At 64.5% G+C, this 16632-nt stretch carries 16 protein-coding genes and 1 pseudogene; 12 read left to right on the top strand and 5 right to left on the bottom strand.

Features of this window, described 5'->3' with window-relative positions:
• The 5 genes from OWC48_RS38170 (at position 1) to OWC48_RS38190 (ending at position 3954) form a co-directional block, all read left to right on the top strand.
• Positions 1–768, top strand: coding sequence for an ABC transporter ATP-binding protein (locus OWC48_RS38170; protein ID WP_282524613.1), 768 nt, complete (start codon positions 1–3; stop codon positions 766–768).
• Positions 769–771: 3 nt separating this feature from the next.
• Entirely contained in the window at positions 772–1875 is a 1104-nt protein-coding gene (locus OWC48_RS38175) for an ABC-type transport auxiliary lipoprotein family protein (RefSeq protein ID WP_282524614.1), read from the top strand.
• A gap of 143 nt (positions 1876–2018) precedes the next feature.
• The gene (locus OWC48_RS38180; RefSeq protein WP_282524615.1) at positions 2019–2732 is read left to right on the top strand and encodes a helix-turn-helix domain-containing protein; all 714 of its coding nucleotides are present in this window, start codon (positions 2019–2021) and stop codon (positions 2730–2732) included.
• Positions 2733–2817: 85 nt separating this feature from the next.
• Positions 2818–2943 carry a hypothetical protein gene (locus OWC48_RS38185; protein WP_282524616.1) on the top strand — a complete coding sequence of 42 codons (126 nt, stop codon included), beginning with the start codon at positions 2818–2820 and terminating at the stop codon, positions 2941–2943.
• Positions 2944–3225: 282 nt separating this feature from the next.
• Positions 3226–3954 carry a Crp/Fnr family transcriptional regulator gene (locus OWC48_RS38190; RefSeq protein ID WP_282524617.1) on the top strand — a complete coding sequence of 243 codons (729 nt, stop codon included), beginning with the start codon at positions 3226–3228 and terminating at the stop codon, positions 3952–3954.
• Between the two features lie 4 nt (positions 3955–3958).
• On the opposite strand, the gene OWC48_RS38195 is transcribed toward OWC48_RS38190, so the two are convergent.
• A complete protein-coding gene (locus tag OWC48_RS38195; RefSeq protein ID WP_282524618.1) occupies positions 3959–4741 on the bottom strand; it encodes a cyclase family protein in 783 nt (260 codons plus the stop codon).
• 429 nt (positions 4742–5170) lie between these two features.
• Between OWC48_RS38195 and OWC48_RS38200 the strand changes: the two genes are divergently transcribed.
• The 5 genes and pseudogenes from OWC48_RS38200 (at position 5171) to OWC48_RS38225 (ending at position 9061) form a co-directional block, all read left to right on the top strand.
• Positions 5171–5329 (top strand): hypothetical protein, encoded by a 159-nt coding sequence (locus OWC48_RS38200; RefSeq protein ID WP_282524619.1) that lies wholly within the window; start codon positions 5171–5173, stop codon positions 5327–5329.
• Between the two features lie 21 nt (positions 5330–5350).
• Entirely contained in the window at positions 5351–6322 is a 972-nt protein-coding gene (locus tag OWC48_RS38205) for a TRAP transporter substrate-binding protein (protein ID WP_282524620.1), read from the top strand.
• A gap of 76 nt (positions 6323–6398) precedes the next feature.
• Positions 6399–6947 (top strand): TRAP transporter small permease, encoded by a 549-nt coding sequence (locus tag OWC48_RS38210; protein WP_282524621.1) that lies wholly within the window; start codon positions 6399–6401, stop codon positions 6945–6947.
• Positions 6938–8230 carry a TRAP transporter large permease gene (locus OWC48_RS38215; protein WP_014493780.1) on the top strand — a complete coding sequence of 431 codons (1293 nt, stop codon included), beginning with the start codon at positions 6938–6940 and terminating at the stop codon, positions 8228–8230. The genes OWC48_RS38210 and OWC48_RS38215 overlap by 10 nt, the downstream gene beginning before the upstream one ends.
• A 23-nt stretch (positions 8231–8253) precedes the next feature.
• Positions 8254–9061: pseudogene (locus tag OWC48_RS38225) on the top strand (SDR family NAD(P)-dependent oxidoreductase).
• A 15-nt stretch (positions 9062–9076) separates the two neighbouring features.
• Here OWC48_RS38225 and OWC48_RS38230 read toward each other — a convergent pair.
• The 4 genes from OWC48_RS38230 to OWC48_RS38245 are packed head-to-tail and all read right to left on the bottom strand — an operon-like array spanning position 9077 to position 13358.
• The gene (locus OWC48_RS38230; protein WP_282524623.1) at positions 9077–9775 is read right to left on the bottom strand and encodes a substrate-binding domain-containing protein; all 699 of its coding nucleotides are present in this window, start codon (positions 9773–9775) and stop codon (positions 9077–9079) included.
• Positions 9772–11898, bottom strand: coding sequence for a molybdopterin cofactor-binding domain-containing protein (locus OWC48_RS38235; protein WP_282524679.1), 2127 nt, complete (start codon positions 11896–11898; stop codon positions 9772–9774). The genes OWC48_RS38230 and OWC48_RS38235 overlap by 4 nt, the downstream gene beginning before the upstream one ends.
• Positions 11899–11900: 2 nt before the next feature.
• Complete coding sequence (locus tag OWC48_RS38240; protein WP_282524624.1) at positions 11901–12371, bottom strand: (2Fe-2S)-binding protein; 471 nt, start codon at positions 12369–12371, stop codon at positions 11901–11903.
• Positions 12372–12386: 15 nt separating this feature from the next.
• Positions 12387–13358 (bottom strand): tripartite tricarboxylate transporter substrate binding protein, encoded by a 972-nt coding sequence (locus tag OWC48_RS38245; protein ID WP_282524625.1) that lies wholly within the window; start codon positions 13356–13358, stop codon positions 12387–12389.
• Positions 13359–13592: 234 nt separating this feature from the next.
• Here OWC48_RS38245 and OWC48_RS38250 point away from each other — a divergent pair, with 234 nt between their 5' ends.
• Together OWC48_RS38250 and OWC48_RS38255 are read left to right on the top strand one after the other, a co-directional pair.
• A complete protein-coding gene (locus tag OWC48_RS38250; RefSeq protein WP_282524626.1) occupies positions 13593–15683 on the top strand; it encodes a molybdopterin oxidoreductase family protein in 2091 nt (696 codons plus the stop codon).
• Between the two features lie 129 nt (positions 15684–15812).
• A complete protein-coding gene (locus OWC48_RS38255) occupies positions 15813–16595 on the top strand; it encodes an enoyl-CoA hydratase/isomerase family protein (RefSeq protein WP_282524627.1) in 783 nt (260 codons plus the stop codon).
• Positions 16596–16632 lie beyond the last annotated feature (37 nt).

Consider the following 16632-nt stretch of genomic DNA (forward strand, 5'->3'; position numbering starts at 1 on the left):
ATGGACGAATCGCAAGAGGTATCCGCGATCCGCGTTCGCGACCTCGTGGTCGGCTTCGGCCGCCAGACCGTGCTCGACCATCTGTCGCTCGATGTCCGTCGGGGCGAGATCCTCGGGCTGGTGGGCGCGTCCGGCGGCGGCAAGTCGGTGTTGATGCGCACCATCATCGGCCTCATCCCGCGCCAGGGCCGGAGCATCGAGGTCATGGGACAGCCGATCGGTGGCCGCACCGAAGGCGCGGCCACGACGTGGGGCATTTTGTTCCAGCAAGGCGCGCTGTTCTCCTCGCTGACGGTTCGTCAAAACGTGCAGTTTCCGCTCCGCGAAAATCTCGTGCTGTCCCAGGAGCTGATGGACGAGATCGCGATCGCCAAGCTTGAGATGGTCGGGTTGCGGGCGCAGGACGCCGACAAATATCCGTCGGAGCTCTCGGGCGGCATGACCAAACGCGTGTCGCTGGCCCGCGCACTCGCGCTCGATCCGCCGATCCTGTTCCTGGACGAGCCGACCTCCGGCCTCGATCCGATCGCCGCCGGTGATTTTGACGCGCTGATCCGGACCCTGCAGAAGACCCTCGGCCTCACCGTATTCATGGTCACCCATGACCTCGCGAGCCTCACCACGGTCTGCGACCGCGTCGCCGCGCTCGCCGACGGAAAGATCGTGGCGATCGGCCCGATGCGCGAATTGCTGCAATCCGAGCATCCCTGGGTGCGCGCCTATTTCCACGGCAAGCGCTCGCAGATGCTGCAACACCAGATGAGATGAGACATGGAAACCCGCGCTCCCTATGTGCTGATCGGCAGCTTCGTCCTGGCCGCTATCCTCGCGGTGTTCGGCTTCGTCTATTGGCTGAACAACACGGGCGGCATCGGGCCGCGCGCGAACTATCATGTGCAATTCCAGGGTCCGGTGCCGGGTCTGCTGGTTGGTGCCGGCGTGCTGTTCAACGGCATCCGCGTCGGCGAGGTGACGCAGATCGACCTCGCGCCGGATAATCCGCGCTTCGTCAATGCGACGATCTCGGTTGCCTCGACGACACCCGTGCGTACCGACACCAAGGTCGGGCTCGATTTTCAGGGGCTGACCGGCGTGCCGGTGGTGACGCTGGAGGGCGGCATGATCGTTGCCAAGGCCGGCGAGCGCGTGACCCTGATCGCCGAGGCCGGTGCAGGCCAGAGCATGACGCAGGCTGCGCGCGATGCGCTGCGACGGGTCGACACCGTGCTGGAGGACAATTCCGGTCCGCTGAAGGACACCATCGCGAACCTCAAGACGTTCTCCGACGGCCTCGCGCGCAACACCGGAAAAATCAACGGTATTCTGGCGGGCCTCGAAAAGATGACCGGCGGCGGGACGCCGGCTCAGAAGATCACCTACGACCTGCGCACGCCGCAGAATCTTGGGCCGGCCGGCAAGACGCTTTCGGCGTCCCTGGCGATTCCCGAGCCGACCGCGGTCGCGATGCTTCAGACCCAGCGGATGCAGTTTGCACCCAGCGGGGACAATCCGGGTTTTGCGGAATTCCTCTGGGCCGATAGCATTCCAAAACTGGTGCAGGCGCGGCTGATCGACAGCTTTGAGAATTACGACATCGCTCACGCGCCGTTGCGCACGACAGATCTCGGCCAGGCGGACTACCAGCTCCTGATCGACATCAGGCGCTTCCGGATCGCCACGGAAGGCGAGGCTCGGGTCGAGATCGGACTATCGGCACGCATCGTCGACAAGAACGGCAAAGTGGTCGCGTCGCGCCTCGTCGAGACCAGCGAGAAGCTTGACAAGGTCGAGCCGGCCGCAGCGGTCGCAGCGTTCGACACAGCGTTCGCCCGCATTGCAAAGGAGCTGATCGGCTGGACAGTTCAGGCGGTCTAGCGCCGTTTGCGCTCTGCAACGGGGCAAAACGGCCATGCCCGCCAAAATTGATCTAGGTCAATCGGCTTTGGCGCAGTGCAGTAAAATGCAGCCCGTGCGGTGGGCTCGGCCTGATGCGGGGCAGCCGGTGCGTGGAGCGGTGGATGAAGCCTTCCGTGGTGACGACCGAGCCGAACGGGCATTTCTGTCGCGATTGTGCGGTCCGCGACTTCTCGGTGTGCTCGTCGCTGGACCCGGCCGAGCTCAAGGAATTCGAGCATCTGGGGCGTCGCGTCCTCTTTGACGGGGGCGAGACCGTCTTCTCCGAGGAGGACACCACGACCTCGTTCTACAATCTCCTCGACGGCGTCATGCGGCTCTACAAGCTGTTGCCCGACGGTCGGCGGCAGATCGTGGGATTTGCGTTACCACGCGATTTCCTGGGGATGAATATTTCCGGCCGTCACAATTTTTCGGCCGATGCGATCGGTGGCGTCACCGTGTGCCAGTTCGCGAAGGTGCCCTTCGGCCGTTTCGTCGAGAGCCGGCCGCATCTGCTCAGGCGGATCAACGAGCTGGCGATTCGCGAGTTGAGCCAGGCGCGCGACCATATGGTCCTGCTCGGCCGCCGATCGGCGGATGAGAAGGTCGCGACGTTTCTGCTCGCCTGGCGCGAGCGGCTGGTCTCCCTGAAGGGTGCCTCGGACACGGTTCCGCTTCCGATGAGCCGTCAGGACATCGCCGATTATCTCGGCCTGACCATCGAGACCGTCAGCCGCACCTTCACCAAGCTCGAGCGGCACGGGGTGATCGAGATCATTCACGGCGGCGTCAGTCTGCTCGATCCGGCGAAGGTCGAGGCCTTGGCTGCGGCCTGATTCGGCGTTCGACAATTTTTGATCCCGATCAATGACGGCGGCTGTGCGCCGTCAATAATGCCCCAAACAACGGGGGAGGGGCATCATGCCGACTGACGCGCTGCTGATGACGATCGCTGTCGTGGCCGTATTTGTCACGTTCGCCGGGGCTCTGGCCTGGGCAGACCGGCAAACCAGCACAGGTCGGCTCGATTCGGACGCCAAGCATTGACGCTCCTGAGATCACAATCGCGTTTCACCGCGCTTACCGCGGAGCCTCCCACGGCCAGTTCGCGGCCGTTCGGCAGCGCCTCAACGCAATGCAGAGCTCAAGAGCTGCAACTTTGCATCGACCGGGACGCGTTGGCTCATCCTTCGGATGCCACCTTTGTGCCCGACCGCGGCATTTTCGCCGTATTTGCCTCAAACCGTGCACATGCTTTCCGGTTGAAAAGCCGGGCAACACTGACTACGCAGGAACTCCAGTGCCTCGCAGTCTTAGGAGCCCAGCGGCGTGCCTCAGGACAAGACCGGCGACCCCCGACAAGCTGCGGGCAACAAATTATCGGTCCTGCGCAAGCACCCGATCTTCGCGGATCTGGAGCCGGACGCGCTCGATCAGCTCTGCCGCTACGCCAAGCACACCACGGTGAAGCGCGGCGCGACGATCGCCGCCAAGGGCGATCCCGGCAACAACCTGTTCGCGGTGATCACGGGGACAGTGAAGATTTCCTCTTCATCACCGGATGGAAGGAACGCTATTCTCAATCTGATCGGTCCTGGAGAAATCTTTGGCGAGATCGCGGTTCTCGATGGCGCGCCACGCTCGGCCGACGCGACCGCCAACACCAATTGCGAGCTCTACATCATCGACCGCCGCGACTTCCTGCCATTCGTGAAGAGCCAGCCGGCGCTGGCGATGAAGTTCATCGAGCTGCTTTGCGCGCGCCTGCGCTGGACCAGCCAGCAGGTCGAGCAGGTGATCCTGCAAAATCTGCCGGGCCGGCTTGCGAGCGCGCTGCTCGGTCTCACCGAAGAGCGCAAGTTCGACTCCGGCAGCGGCACGCTCGCCATCACGCAGCAGGAGATCAGCGAGATGGTGGGGATGACGCGCGAGAGCATCAACAAGCAATTGCGCGCCTGGGCCGGCCGCAACTGGGTTCGTCTCGAGCACGGCGCCATCGTCGTGCTGGATACCGATGCGCTGCGCGACCTCGCCGAGAGCGGTCTCGACGACGAGTGAGGCCTCAGACCTGACTGTCGACGATGGCGACCGCTCGGGTCCAGCCCGCTGACGCTCGCTCGATCTTCACCGGGAAGCATGAGATCGTGAATCCGGTCGACGGCAGCTTGTCGAGATTGTGCAGCTTCTCGAGATGGCAATAGCCGATGTGTCGTCCCGCCTTGTGACCTTCCCAGATCAGGCCGGCATCTTTTGTTTCTGCATATTTCTTCGCGGTGTAGACGAACGGCGCGTCCCAGCTCCAGCCGTCGGTGCCGGTCAACCGCACGCCGCGTTCAAGCAGGTACATGGTGGCCTCATAGCCCATGCCGCAGCCGGAGTTGACGTAATCGGCCTGGCCAAATTTGGCGCCGGCGCTGGTGTTGACGACCACGATCTCCAGCGGCGACAGCGTGTGCCCGATCCGTTTCAGCTCCTTCTCAACATCGTCGGCAGTCACCACGTACCCATCGGCCAGGTGGCGGAAGTCGAGCTTCACGCCGGGCTGCAGGCACCATTCGAGCGGCACCTCGTCGATCGTCCATGACCGCTCGCCGCGGTTCATGGTCGGGTGGAAGTGCCAGGGCGCGTCGAGATGCGTGCCGTTGTGGGTGGACAGCGAGACCTGCTCGACCGCCCAGCCCTGGCCATCCGGCAAATCCTCCGCCTTGAGGCCGTCGAAGAACTGCAGCATGCGGGGCAGGCCCTGCTGGTGATCAATATACTGGATCGTCGGGTGATTGCCCGGCGGATCGGCCGTCACGTCGTTTCTGAGCGGCACGGAAATATCGATCAGCTTCCGCGGCATGGGCATTTCCTCGCGATGTTTCGTTTCGGCGCATCTTGGGCGGGCTCTACCTGTGGCGTCAAGTAACGCCCCGGTGCAGGCGATTTCGGAAAAACGGGGCCATTCGCCGATCGTGCCCTCGAAGTGATGCATGATCGATCGATGCAACTCCAGCATTGATCGATGCCGGATTTGGCTTGGACTCAGAATGCCGCCCGCCCTAGGGACGACGTTGGCGACATCGCGCTGATCAGCGCGCATCGCACAAGGATGGGGCGACCGTCACGTCTGCACCTCCAAGCCGCAACCAATAGCGGTCGATTCTAAAACCAGAGGAACGTCCATGGATATGACGAGCATCGTCACCTCGCGTGCGGTATTGGCCGACGGCGAGGCGGGATTGAAGGGAAGCCGGCATCTGCCGCGCAAGTCCCCGCCGGAGAGGGCGCGATGAAGCTCGCACCTTTCCTCGCCATGATCATCCACCAGTCAAATCCGCTCGACTCCGCCGCGCAATCCTACCAAGGTGGTGTGTTTGCAACGCTTGACTTTACACCTGAAGTGGAGCGACCCAAGGCGGCCTGCAGCATCGGCCCAACGACAACATAATCAACTCAGGAGGAAGCCCAGATGAAGACACTCACCGGTATCATCGCAGCCGCCGTACTGGCGGTCTCAGCTCCGCTGGCGACCGCACGCGATTTCCGTTCGGCCGACATCCACCCCGCCGATTATCCGACCGTCGAAGCCGTCAAGTTCATGGGCAAGCAGCTCGCGACGGCGAGCGGCGGCAAGCTCGGTGTGAAGGTGTTTCCCAATGGAGCCCTGGGCTCCGAGAAGGACACCATCGAGCAGCTGAAGATCGGCGCCCTCGACATGATGCGGATCAACGCATCGCCGTTGAACAACTTCGTGCCTGAAACCATCGCGTTGTGCCTGCCCTTCGTCTTCCGCGACACGCAGCACATGCGCACCGTCCTTGACGGACCGATCGGCGACGAGATCCTCGCAGCCATGGAGCCCGCCGGCCTGGTCGGGCTTGCCTATTACGACAGCGGCGCCCGCTCCATCTACACCGTCAAGGCGCCGGTCAAGTCGCTCGCCGACCTCAAGGGCCTGAAGATCCGCGTCCAGCAGTCCGACCTCTGGGTCGGCATGATCCAGAGCCTTGGCGCCAATCCGACGCCGATGCCGTATGGCGAAGTCTACACAGCCCTCAAGACGGGCCTCGTGGACGCTGCCGAGAACAACTGGCCTTCCTACGAGTCCTCGCGCCACTTCGAGGCCGCCAAGTTCTACAACGTCACCGAGCACTCGCTCGCGCCCGAAGTTCTCGTGATGTCCAAGAAGGTCTGGGACACGCTGAGCAAGGAGGATCAGGCGATGATCCGCAAGGCGGCCAAGGAATCGGTGCCCGTCATGCGCAAGCTCTGGGACGAGCGTGAGCAGGCCTCGCGCAAGACCGTCGAGGCCGCCGGCGTTCAGGTTGTCACGATCGCCAACAAGGCGGAATTCGTCGACGCGATGAAGCCGGTGTACGACAAGTTCGCCGGTGACGAAAAGCTGAAGGGCCTCGTCAAGCGGATCCAGGACACAAAGTAAGACCACAGCGTCGGGTCCGGCGTCGCCGCGAGGCGGGCGCCGGACCCTCGCGAAGGGGACGCGCAGGGAGACGCCGATGACAGACCCACATGTCGCAAGCCACGAGCAGGAGGTAACCGGCCGACCGTCGACCGGCCTGCTGTCGCGGATCAATGCCGTCGTTGCTCGCCTCGGCATGTATCTGTCCGTGACCGGCCTGCTCGTCATCGTCACCATCGTGTTCTACCAGGTGTTCGGACGTTACGTGCTCAATTCGAGCCCGACCTGGACGGAGAACCTTGCGCTGGTCCTGATCCTGTATGTCACGCTGATCGGCGCCGCCGTCGGTGTGCGCGATGCCGGACACATCGGCATGGACAGTCTGCTGGTGATGCTGCCGGATCATCTGCGCGAGAAGATCGAGCTCGTGATCCACGTTCTCGTCGCCCTGTTCGGCGTTGCGATGGCCTACAACGGCTGGATCCTCGGGGCATCGGTCGGAACCGTGAAAATCCCCAATCTCGGGCTCCCCGAGGTCATCCGCTACGTCCCGCTGATCGCCTCCGGCGTCCTGATCGTCTCCTTTTCAATTGAGCACATCATTGCGCTCCTGCGCGGCGAAGAGGTCGTCCCCTCATGGAACTGATCATTCTCGGCGCGACCTTCTTCGGCTTCCTGATCCTCGGCGTACCCGTCGCCTTCGCGATCGGCCTCTCGGCGATTTGCACCATCCTCTACGAAGGCCTGCCGGTTGCCGTCATCTTTCAGCAGATGATGTCGGGGATGAACATCTTCTCCTTCCTCGCCATCCCGTTCTTCGTCTTCAGCGGTGAGCTGATGCTGCATGGCGGGGTCGCCGACAAGATCGTGCAGCTCGCCAAGAATCTCGTCGGACACATCCGCGGCGGGCTCGGCATGTCGAACGTGGTCGCCTGCACGCTGTTCGGCGGCGTCTCCGGCTCGCCCGTGGCCGACGTGTCGGCGATGGGCGCGGTGATGATCCCGATGATGAAAAAGGAAGGGTTCGATACCGACTACGCCGTCAACGTCACCACCCATGCCTCCCTGGTGGGCGCGCTCATGCCGACCAGCCACAACATGATCATCTATGCGCTCGCCGCCGGCGGCAAGGTCTCGATCGGGGCGCTGATCGCGGCCGGCCTCCTGCCGGCGCTTGTGCTGATGGTATGCATGCTGGTTGCCGCCTACGCGGTCGCGGTGAAGCGCGGCTATCCGGCCGGCAAGTTCCCGGGCTGGGCCGAGGTGTTCCGCTCGTTCGCGGCCGCGCTGCCCGGCCTGCTGATCGTCGGCATCATCCTGGCGGGCATCCTGTCCGGCGTCTTCACGGCAACTGAATCCGCAGCCGTCGCGGTCACCTACACGATCCTGCTGACGTTCTTCATCTACCGCACCATGACCTTGCCGAACTTCCTGCGGGCTGCCGCCAAGGCCGTGAAGACGACGGGCGTGGTGCTGCTGCTGATCGGTGTCTCCACCATGTTCCAGTACCTGATGGGACTCTACGAAGTCGCCGACTTCGCCGGTGACTTGATGAGCAAGGTGTCCTCGCAACCCTGGGTCATCTTCCTGCTCATCAACGTCATCCTGTTCGTGCTCGGCACGTTCATGGACATGGCGGCGACCATCCTGATCTGCACCCCGATCTTCCTGCCGATCGCGATGAAGGCGGGCATGGATCCGGTGCAGTTCGGCATGCTGATGCTGATCAACTGTGCGCTGGGGCTGAACACCCCGCCGGTCGGAACGACGCAGTTCGTCGGTTGCGCCATCGGCGGCATCTCGGTGGGCGCGGTGATGCGCACCATTCTGCCGTTCTATGCTGCCCTGATCGCAGCTCTGATGTTCGTGACCTACGTCCCCGCGTTCTCGCTGTGGCTGCCCCGCCTGCTGATGGGCTACAAGGGATAGCAGCAACGCAGGAGAATCCGTTCGTGACTGATTATCGCAAGCTCTTCGATCTCACCGGCAAGACGGCCGTGGTGCTCGGCGCCGCATCGGGCATCGGCAAATCGTCGGCCGAGGCGCTGGCCGGGCTCGGCGCCCGCGTCGTTTTGCGCAGATCGTGCGCTTGACGCCGCGGAAGCGACCGCCGCCGGCATTCGCGACAAGGGCGGCTGGGCGGAAGCAGCTGGCTGCGACGCCGCGAGCGCTGCGGACGTCAATGCGCTCGCCAAGATCGTGATGCAGAAATTCTCGCGGCTCGACATCGCCGTGACGACGCCCGGGCTCAACATCCGCAAGACCATCCTCGACTACACCGAGGAGGATCTCGACCGCGTCCTGAACCTCAACGTCAAGGGCACGGTCTGGTTCTTCCAGGCCTTCGGCCGCATCATGGTCGAGCAGAAGGGCGGCAGCATCATCGCCTGCTCCTCGGTTCGCGCGGTGACCATCGAGCCGGGCCTTGGCGTCTACGGCTCGACCAAGGCGGCGATCGGCCTCCTGGTGAAGGGTTTTGCTTCGGAGGTCGGCCACGCTGGCGTCCGCGTCAACGCGATCGCGCCGAGCATTGCCGAGACCGCGCTGACCGGCCCGTTCAAGCAGCGGCCCGATATCTACAATCTCTATGCCGGCCACACCGTGTTCAACCGCTGGAGCAGCGCCGACGAGGTCGCGACCGCGGTCGCCTATCTTGCGTCGGATGCCGCGAGCTATGTCAGCGGCAGCACGCTGTTCGTCGACGGCGGCTGGACCGCGGTCGATGGGCCGCCGACCGGTCTCACCCAGTTGCACAAATAGGGCGGCCGTCGGCACCTAGCCGGTAAAGCCCATGCTCCGGCGCAGCTCCTTCTGGTCTGCGCCGGTCAGCAGCGCGATCAGCGCGGCCGCCTCCTTCGGGTGTGCGGCCCGCGCGGTCACGCCGGCCGTGTACATTGTCACGAGCTCGCAGCCCGGCGGCAGCGACCCCGACAGTGCGATGCCGTCGGTTGCGATGATCTCGGTCGCCTGGGTGCATCCGATCGGCCGAGTTGCGGTGGATGCAGCAAGCTCGCGCATCGCGGTCGCGCCGTTCGGAAAGATCTTGAGACGCGATGCGACCTCATAGGCGATGCCGAGCTGATCCAGCACTTTTGCGACATACTGTCCCGCGGTCGAGGCTTTGGTGTCCGGAACGTAGATGGCGTCCGCGGATCGCAGCACCTCGCGGAGATCGGCCTCAGTCTTCACCGTGACTTTCGGATCGCGGTTGCGGACCGCCAGCGCGGTCTCGACCCGGCCGATATCTGCGATCGAGGAGGAGACGACGAGCTTCTCCGCGGCGAGCTTCGCAAGGAGCGCCTGCGTCAGGATCACGAGATCTGCCGGCGTGCTGGCGCGCAGCTTGTCGGCCATGAGACCAACCGCACCGAACTGGCCATCGATGCCGAATCCGGTCTGCGTCTTGAAGGGCTCGCTGAGGCCGCGCACCAGGCCTTGCGCCGCGCCGCCGCTCAAAATGGTCACTGTCGTCACGATGCAAGCTCCATGGCTGCGATGATCTTGTCGCGCGTGATCGGCAGGTCGCGTACGCGGACGCCGAGGCAATCGTAGACCGCATTGGCGATCGCCGCCGTCACGGGACCGTGCGCGGCCTCGCCGGCGCCGACCGGCTCGATCTCCGGCCGCTGGATGATCTCGACATCCACCGCCGGCACCTCGCTGAAAGTCAGGATCGGATAGTCCGTCCATGACGTTGAGGTGATGCGCGAGCGGTCGAAGCGCACGCGTTCCTTCAGCACCCAGCTCGTGGCCTGGATCGCACCGCCCTCGATCTGGTTGATGACGCCGTCCGGATTGATGGCCTCGCCGACGTCGACCGCAAGCGTCAACCGCCTGACGCGGATGTCGTCGGTGCCTTCGATCTCCGCGATCGCGGCGCAATAGGCGCCCGTGTTCTTGTAGCGGGCGAAGCCGACGCCATGGCCGATACCGGTTCGCTTCTGCGGCTTCCACTGAGCGCGCCGCGCCACAGCGCGGATGACGTCCTTCGCTCGCTCGTCTTGCAGATGACGCAGGCGGAATGTAATCGGGTCCTCGCCGCGCAAGGCGGCGATCTCGTCGAGCAGGGATTCGATGGCGAACACATTGCCTTGCCCGCCCAGGGTCCGCAGTGCCGACGTGCGCACCGGCATCGTCAGCAGCCGGTGGCTCATGACGGTCCAGGCCGGAAGGTCGTAGAGTGGGACGGAGTTGCGGTCGCCGCCCCCGCCATTGGCGGCTGGTGGATTCGTCGAGATCATGCGCGGGTAGCGGTTCGCGATCTCGGTCGCCGCAAGCAGCGCCGGCTGCGCCGCGCGTCCCGGGCGCGCGGCGTGGCCGTTGCTCCAGATCGCATGGCGCCAGCCGACGATCTCGCTGTCCGCATCGAGCTCGGCCTCGATCTCGATGGCCATCGCTGCGCCAAACGGCGCATGAGACATCTCGTCATGGCGCGACCATTGCACCCGCACCGGGCGGTCGCCGGCGACTTTCGCCAGCAACACGGCATCGAGCGCGACGTCGTCGGCCGCATTGTGTCCGTAGCAGCCGGCGCCCTCCATATGCTCGACGACGATGTTTTCGGCCGGCAGCTTGAGCACGATCGCAAGATCGGCGCGCAGCAGATAGACGCCCTGGCTGTGTGTCCAGACATGGAGACGATCGCCGTCCCATCGCGCCATGGCGCAAGATGGCGCGATCGAGGCATGTGCGATGTAGGGACGGGTGTATTGCCGGCGAAGGGTGCGCGCAGCTCTCTTCGTCGTTGCCGCTGCTCTGGTGTCGATGACGGTGGTTTCGACCGGCTGGCTCTTCAGAAAGCCCGCGAGATCGTCTTCGTCGGGCAACGGCTCGCCGCCCGACCAGGTTGCACCCTTGCGCAAGGCTTTTAGTGCGGCTTCCGCCGCAGCCTCGCTATCGGCAACCACGCCGGCAAAGCCGCCGTCGCGGACGATCGCGACGACGCCGGGAACGGCGCGCGCCGCCGTCTCGTCGAGCGCGATCAGTCTGGCACCCGAGAGGTTAGGCCGCAGCACGCGGCCGTGCACCAGGTCCGGCAGTGCACAATCGTGAATGAAGCGCGGTCGCGCGAACACCTTGTCGGGAATGTCGACCCGCTGGACCGAATGTCCGGCGACACCGCGTGTGGCAGCGGGCTTCGCCACGGCGCCCGCGGTGGCGTCGCGGTCGAGCGAGACGTCGCCAGCCAGCTCCCAATAGCTGGTCCTGACATTGCCGGGACCCGAGATCGTTCCGTCATCGACATCGAGCAGCGCCGCATCGACGCCGAGACGTTCTGATGCGGCCGCGAGGAAGCGCTGGCGGACCTCGGCGCAGACGTGTCGCAGCGCGCGGCCGGATTGCTGGACCGAAAGGCTGCCCGAGGTGACACCCTCGTTCGGGCTGGCCGCCGTCGAGGCGCGGATCAGCTCGATCCTGCCGATGTCGACGTCGAGCTCGTCCGCGGCGATCTGCGCCAGCGCCGTGACGATGCCCTGGCCGATCTCGACCTTGCCGGGCGAGATTGCGACACCGCCTTCGCAGCTGAACCGCACCCAGGACGACAGCTTTGGATTGGCCGCGAGGCTAACCGGCAGTTTCGGGACGGGGGAGGGCATAGTCATGACGTCGCCGTCTCCGCTGCCGCGCGCAGCACGGCGCGGACCATGCGATTATGCGATCCGCAGCGGCACAGATTGCGATCGAGCGCGGCTCTGACCTCGGTCTCTGTCGGCGAGGGATTGCGCTTCAGCAGCGCCGCCGCGCTGATCAGGATTCCCGAGACGCAATAGCCGCATTGCATCGCCTGCTCGGAGACGAAGGCGCGTTGCAGCGGATGCGGCTGCTCGGCCGTGCCGAGGCCCTCCACCGTGACGACGACCTTGTCCACCACCGACCACATCGGCATGTCGCAGGAGGCCATCGCGCGGCCATCGACCATGACGTGACAGGCCCCGCACTCACCGGCTCCGCAGCCGAAATGCGGACCGGTGACGCCGAGCCGGCCGCGCAGCACATCGAGCAGCGTCTGGTCGGGATCGGCCTCCACGGTCATTGCCGCGCCGTTGAGCTGAAATTGAATGGTCGGCATGATCGCTCTACGGCCTCAGGATTTGTCGAACTTCTTGACGACATCGGCCCATTTCTCGATATCGCCGCGTAGGAATTTTTCGAATTTCTCCGGCGTCATGGACATGGGTACGGCACCCTGCTCGGTCCAGAGTTTGACGATGTCCGGTCGCTTCACCATTGCGTTCACGGCGGCATTGAGCTTGTCGATGACAGGCTTTGGCGTGCCGGCCGGGGCCATCAGGCCAAGCCAGATCGTCGCCTCATAGCCTGCGACGCCGGCTTCGCCCGCGGTCGGCACGTTCGGCAGCGCGGCCGAGCGCTGCTCGCCGGTGGTCGCGAGCGCGCGGACCTGGTTCTCGCCGATATTCGGCGCCATCGCCGGCACGGCGTCGATCATCATCTGCACCTGTCCGCCGATCACGCCGCTGCGCGCCTCGCCGCTGTTGCGGTAGGGCACGTGGACCACATCGATGCCGGCCATGGCTTTGAACAGCTCGCCGGCCATGTGATAGGGCGTGCCCTGGCCGGAGGAGGCGTAGTTCAGCTTGCCAGGCTGCGATTTGGCGAGCGCGATGAACTCCTGCAGCGTCTTCGCCGCAACCTGCGGGTTCACCACGATGACGAGATCGGAGTAGTTCACCGGCGCGATCGGCGCGAGGTCGCGCATCAGCTCGTATTTGCGCTTGTCCGGCGTCAATAGCGATTCATTCGCGGTCTGGGTGTTGGACATCATCAGCAGCGTGTAGCCGTCGGCCGGCGACTTCGCCGCTTCGACCGTGCCGATGACGCCGCCCGCGCCGGTGCGGTTCTCGACCACGAAGGGCTGGCCAAAGCTCTCCTGGAGCACGTTGCTGATCAGCCGGGCCGCGACGTCCGCCGGCCCGCCGGCGCCAAAGGGCACCACGATCCGGACGGCGTGGGTCGGGTAATCCTGTGCGAATGAGGGGGCCGCGGCGAATGCACCGAGCAGAGCGGCGAGCGCCAGCATCAACCTTCGGGCCGTCATGCCCACCTCCCTGTTGTCGTTCTTGTTGGCTGGCAATGTAGCGGCAGGAGATGCGGACTGTCGACGGCTCACAAAGCCGATCGAGCCGGGAATATCGGTCCGTTTTTGGTGTGACCGCGCCGCTCTTCGCGGTCGCGGCAGGAACCGGCAGCGCACGTGATCTGAGCAAATCGCATGGGCATTGCCGGATAAATGCCCTCGGCTGGGTGCTATTTTGGTGTTACCAACTGGGACATGAACCAGCACGCCAAGATCGAAATCCGCCATTCGACCTGTCCGCACGACTGCCCCTCGGCCTGCGCGCTCGATATCGAGGTGGTCGAAGGCCGCAGCATTGGCCGCGTCCGAGGTTCGAAAAAGCAGACCTACACGGCTGGCGTCGTCTGCGCCAAGGTCGCTCGTTACGCCGAGCGCATCCATCACCCCGAGCGACTGATGTATCCGATGCGCCGAACGGGTGCGAAGGGCTCCGGGCAGTTCGCGCGGATCTCCTGGGACGAGGCGCTGGACGAGATCGCGGATCGCTTCAACCAGGCCGAGCGCGAGTATGGCGCGGAATCGATCTGGCCTTATTACTACGCCGGCACGATGGGGCTGGTGATGCGCGACGGTCTCAATCGCCTCACGCATGTGAAGAAATATTCGCGCTTCTATCAGACCATCTGCGCCAATGTCGGGCGCATCGGGTTTGCGATTGGCACCGGCAAGATCGCCGGCGTCGATCCGCGCGAGATGGCGCTCTCCGACCTCGTCGTGATCTGGGGCACCAACCCGGTCAACACGCAGGTCAACGTGATGACGCATGCCGCGCGTGCGCGGAAGGAACGTGGCGCCAAGATCGCTGCGGTCGATATCTACGACAACGAGACCATGAAGCAGGCTGACATCAAGATCATCCTGCAGCCCGGCACCGACGGCGCTTTCGCGTGCGGCGTGATGCATGTCCTGTTCCGCGATGGCTACGCCGACCGTGCCTATATGGACAAGTACACCGACTGCCCCGATGAGCTCGAGGCGCATCTGAAGACGCGCACGCCGGAGTGGGCGTCCGCGATCTCAGGCGTGCCGGTGTCCGAGATCGAGGCCTTCGCGAAACTGGTCGGCGAGACCAAGCGGACCTTCTTCCGGCTCGGCTACGGCTTCACCCGCTCGCGCAATGGCGCCACGCAAATGCATGCGGCGCTCTGCGTTCCCGCGGTGACCGGCGCCTGGCAGTATGAAGGCGGTGGCGCCTTCTTCAACAATTACGCGCTGTGGCACTTCAATGAATCCCTCATCGAGGGCCACGACGCGATCGATAAGACCACGCGTGCGCTCGACCAGTCGCAGGTCGGCCGCATCCTCACCGGCGACGCCGAAGCTTTGCTCGGAAAAGGGCCGATCAAGGCGATGCTGATCCAGAACACCAATCCGATGACGGTGGCACCGGAGCAGGCGCTGGTGCGTCAGGGGTTTGCGCGCGAGGATCTGTTCGTGGCGGTGCATGAGCAGTTCATGACCGAGACGGCCGAGATGGCCGACATCGTGCTGCCGGCGACCATGTTCATGGAGCATGACGATCTCTATTACGGCGGCGGCCACCAGCACATCTCGGTCGGGCCGAAGCTGATCGACCCGCCCGGCGAATGCCGCTCCAACCATCAGGTCATGCAGGCGCTGGCGCCGCGGCTTGACGCGAAGCATCCGGGCTTCGAGATGACGCCGCGCGAATTGATCGACGCGACGCTGAAGCTCAGCAACCACGGCGACATCGCTGGTCTCGAAGCCGACATCTGGCGCGACCTGCAACCGGACTTCCGGACCTCGCATTATCTCGACGGCTTTGCCCATGCCGACAAGAAATTCCATTTTAGGGCGGATTGGGCGCATCCGCCGTTCGGCCAGACGATGGGCGATTTCGACAAGATGCCGTCGCTGCCGGACCATTGGGCGGTGATCGAGCATACCGATCACGCCCATCCGTTCCGGCTCGCGACCAGTCCCTCGCGCAGCTTCCTCAACACCACCTTCAACGAGACGCCGTCCTCGCAGGCGCGCGAAGGCAGAGCGAGCGTGATGATCCATCCGCTGGATGCGGCCGCGCTCGACATCGCCGACGGCGACGCCGTGACGCTCGGCAACACCCGCGGCGAGACCACGCTGCTCGCAACGCTGTTCGATGGCGTGCGGCGGGGCGTGCTGATCGCGGAATCCGTTCACCCGAACAAGAATCATATCGGCGGCCGCGGCATCAACGTGCTGACTGGAGCCGATACGATCGCGCCGATCGGGGGAGCTGCATTCCACGACAACAAGGTCTGGATCAGGAAAACGGTCTCGGCCTGAGCGCACGCTTCGCTCGCCCGCCCATTTGTGTCGAGGCGCTAAAGCAAGGCCTCGTCGCAGATTGCCCTTGCGCCCGCCGCCCGAGCTGCCGCAAATGGCTGCAAACGGGAGCAAGGAAGCGAGCGTACCATGACCGACACCACAGCAATCATCACCGAAAAGCGTGGGCAGGCGTTCTGGATCACCATCAACCGGCCGGAGAAGCGCAACGCGCTGAACGGCGGGGTCATCGCCGGCATCACCAAGGGCTATCGCGACGCGCATGACGACAAGGACGTCCGCGTCATCGTGCTGACGGGGACAGGCGACAAGGCGTTCTGCGCCGGCGCCGACTTGCAGAATTCCGGCGCGGCGTTCGCGATGGATCATTCCAAGCCGAATGTCGACTATGCCGATCTGCTGCGGTTGTCGCAGAACGCGACGAAGCCGGCGATTGCGCGGGTCGGTGGCGTCTGCATGGCCGGCGGCATGGGCCTATTGTGCATGACCGACATGGCGATTGCGGCCGATCACGTCATCTTCGGCCTGCCGGAGGTGAAGGTCGGCGTATTCCCGATGCAGGTGCTGAGCCTGTTGCAGAGCATCGCGCCGCCGCGACTCGTCAACGAATGGGCGCTCACCGGCGAGCCGTTCGACGCGAAAGCGGCGCAAGCTGCGGGCCTGCTCAACTACGTCGTGCCGACAGCGGAGCTCGATGCCAAAGTCGATTGGCTGATCGGCCGCATTATCGACAAATCCCCGACCGCGATCCGCCGCGGCAAATATGCCATGCGCGCCATCGCTTCGATGTCGTTCGACGAGAGCATCGCCTACACCGAAAGCCAGATCGCGCTGCTCGCGATGACCGAGGATGCCAAGGAGGGGCTGAAGGCCTTCGGCGAGAAGAGGAAGCCGGTCTGGACGGGACGGTGAGGGGCCACGTCAACCTGGTCGTGCGCGCGCAGTTTGT

Origin of the sequence: Bradyrhizobium sp. Arg816 (genome assembly GCF_029989365.1) — a bacterium.
Lineage (GTDB): Bacteria > Pseudomonadota > Alphaproteobacteria > Rhizobiales > Xanthobacteraceae > Bradyrhizobium.

Excerpts from the sequence above, each read along its gene's own strand:
- OWC48_RS38255 (WP_282524627.1), top strand. The coding sequence starts at position 15,813 with ATGACCGACACCACAGCAATCATCACCGAAAAGCGTGGGCAGGCGTTC.
- OWC48_RS38245 (WP_282524625.1), bottom strand. The coding sequence starts at position 13,358 with ATGACGGCCCGAAGGTTGATGCTGGCGCTCGCCGCTCTGCTCGGTGCA.
- OWC48_RS38170 (WP_282524613.1), top strand. The coding sequence starts at position 1 with ATGGACGAATCGCAAGAGGTATCCGCGATCCGCGTTCGCGACCTCGTG.
- OWC48_RS38195 (WP_282524618.1), bottom strand. The coding sequence starts at position 4,741 with ATGCCGCGGAAGCTGATCGATATTTCCGTGCCGCTCAGAAACGACGTG.
- OWC48_RS38240 (WP_282524624.1), bottom strand. The coding sequence starts at position 12,371 with ATGCCGACCATTCAATTTCAGCTCAACGGCGCGGCAATGACCGTGGAG.
- OWC48_RS38200 (WP_282524619.1), top strand. The coding sequence starts at position 5,171 with ATGAAGCTCGCACCTTTCCTCGCCATGATCATCCACCAGTCAAATCCG.
- OWC48_RS38180 (WP_282524615.1), top strand. The coding sequence starts at position 2,019 with ATGAAGCCTTCCGTGGTGACGACCGAGCCGAACGGGCATTTCTGTCGC.
- OWC48_RS38205 (WP_282524620.1), top strand. The coding sequence starts at position 5,351 with ATGAAGACACTCACCGGTATCATCGCAGCCGCCGTACTGGCGGTCTCA.
- OWC48_RS38215 (WP_014493780.1), top strand. The coding sequence starts at position 6,938 with ATGGAACTGATCATTCTCGGCGCGACCTTCTTCGGCTTCCTGATCCTC.
- OWC48_RS38185 (WP_282524616.1), top strand. The coding sequence starts at position 2,818 with ATGCCGACTGACGCGCTGCTGATGACGATCGCTGTCGTGGCCGTATTT.
- OWC48_RS38175 (WP_282524614.1), top strand. The coding sequence starts at position 772 with ATGGAAACCCGCGCTCCCTATGTGCTGATCGGCAGCTTCGTCCTGGCC.
- OWC48_RS38250 (WP_282524626.1), top strand. The coding sequence starts at position 13,593 with ATGAACCAGCACGCCAAGATCGAAATCCGCCATTCGACCTGTCCGCAC.
- OWC48_RS38235 (WP_282524679.1), bottom strand. The coding sequence starts at position 11,898 with ATGCCCTCCCCCGTCCCGAAACTGCCGGTTAGCCTCGCGGCCAATCCA.
- OWC48_RS38210 (WP_282524621.1), top strand. The coding sequence starts at position 6,399 with ATGACAGACCCACATGTCGCAAGCCACGAGCAGGAGGTAACCGGCCGA.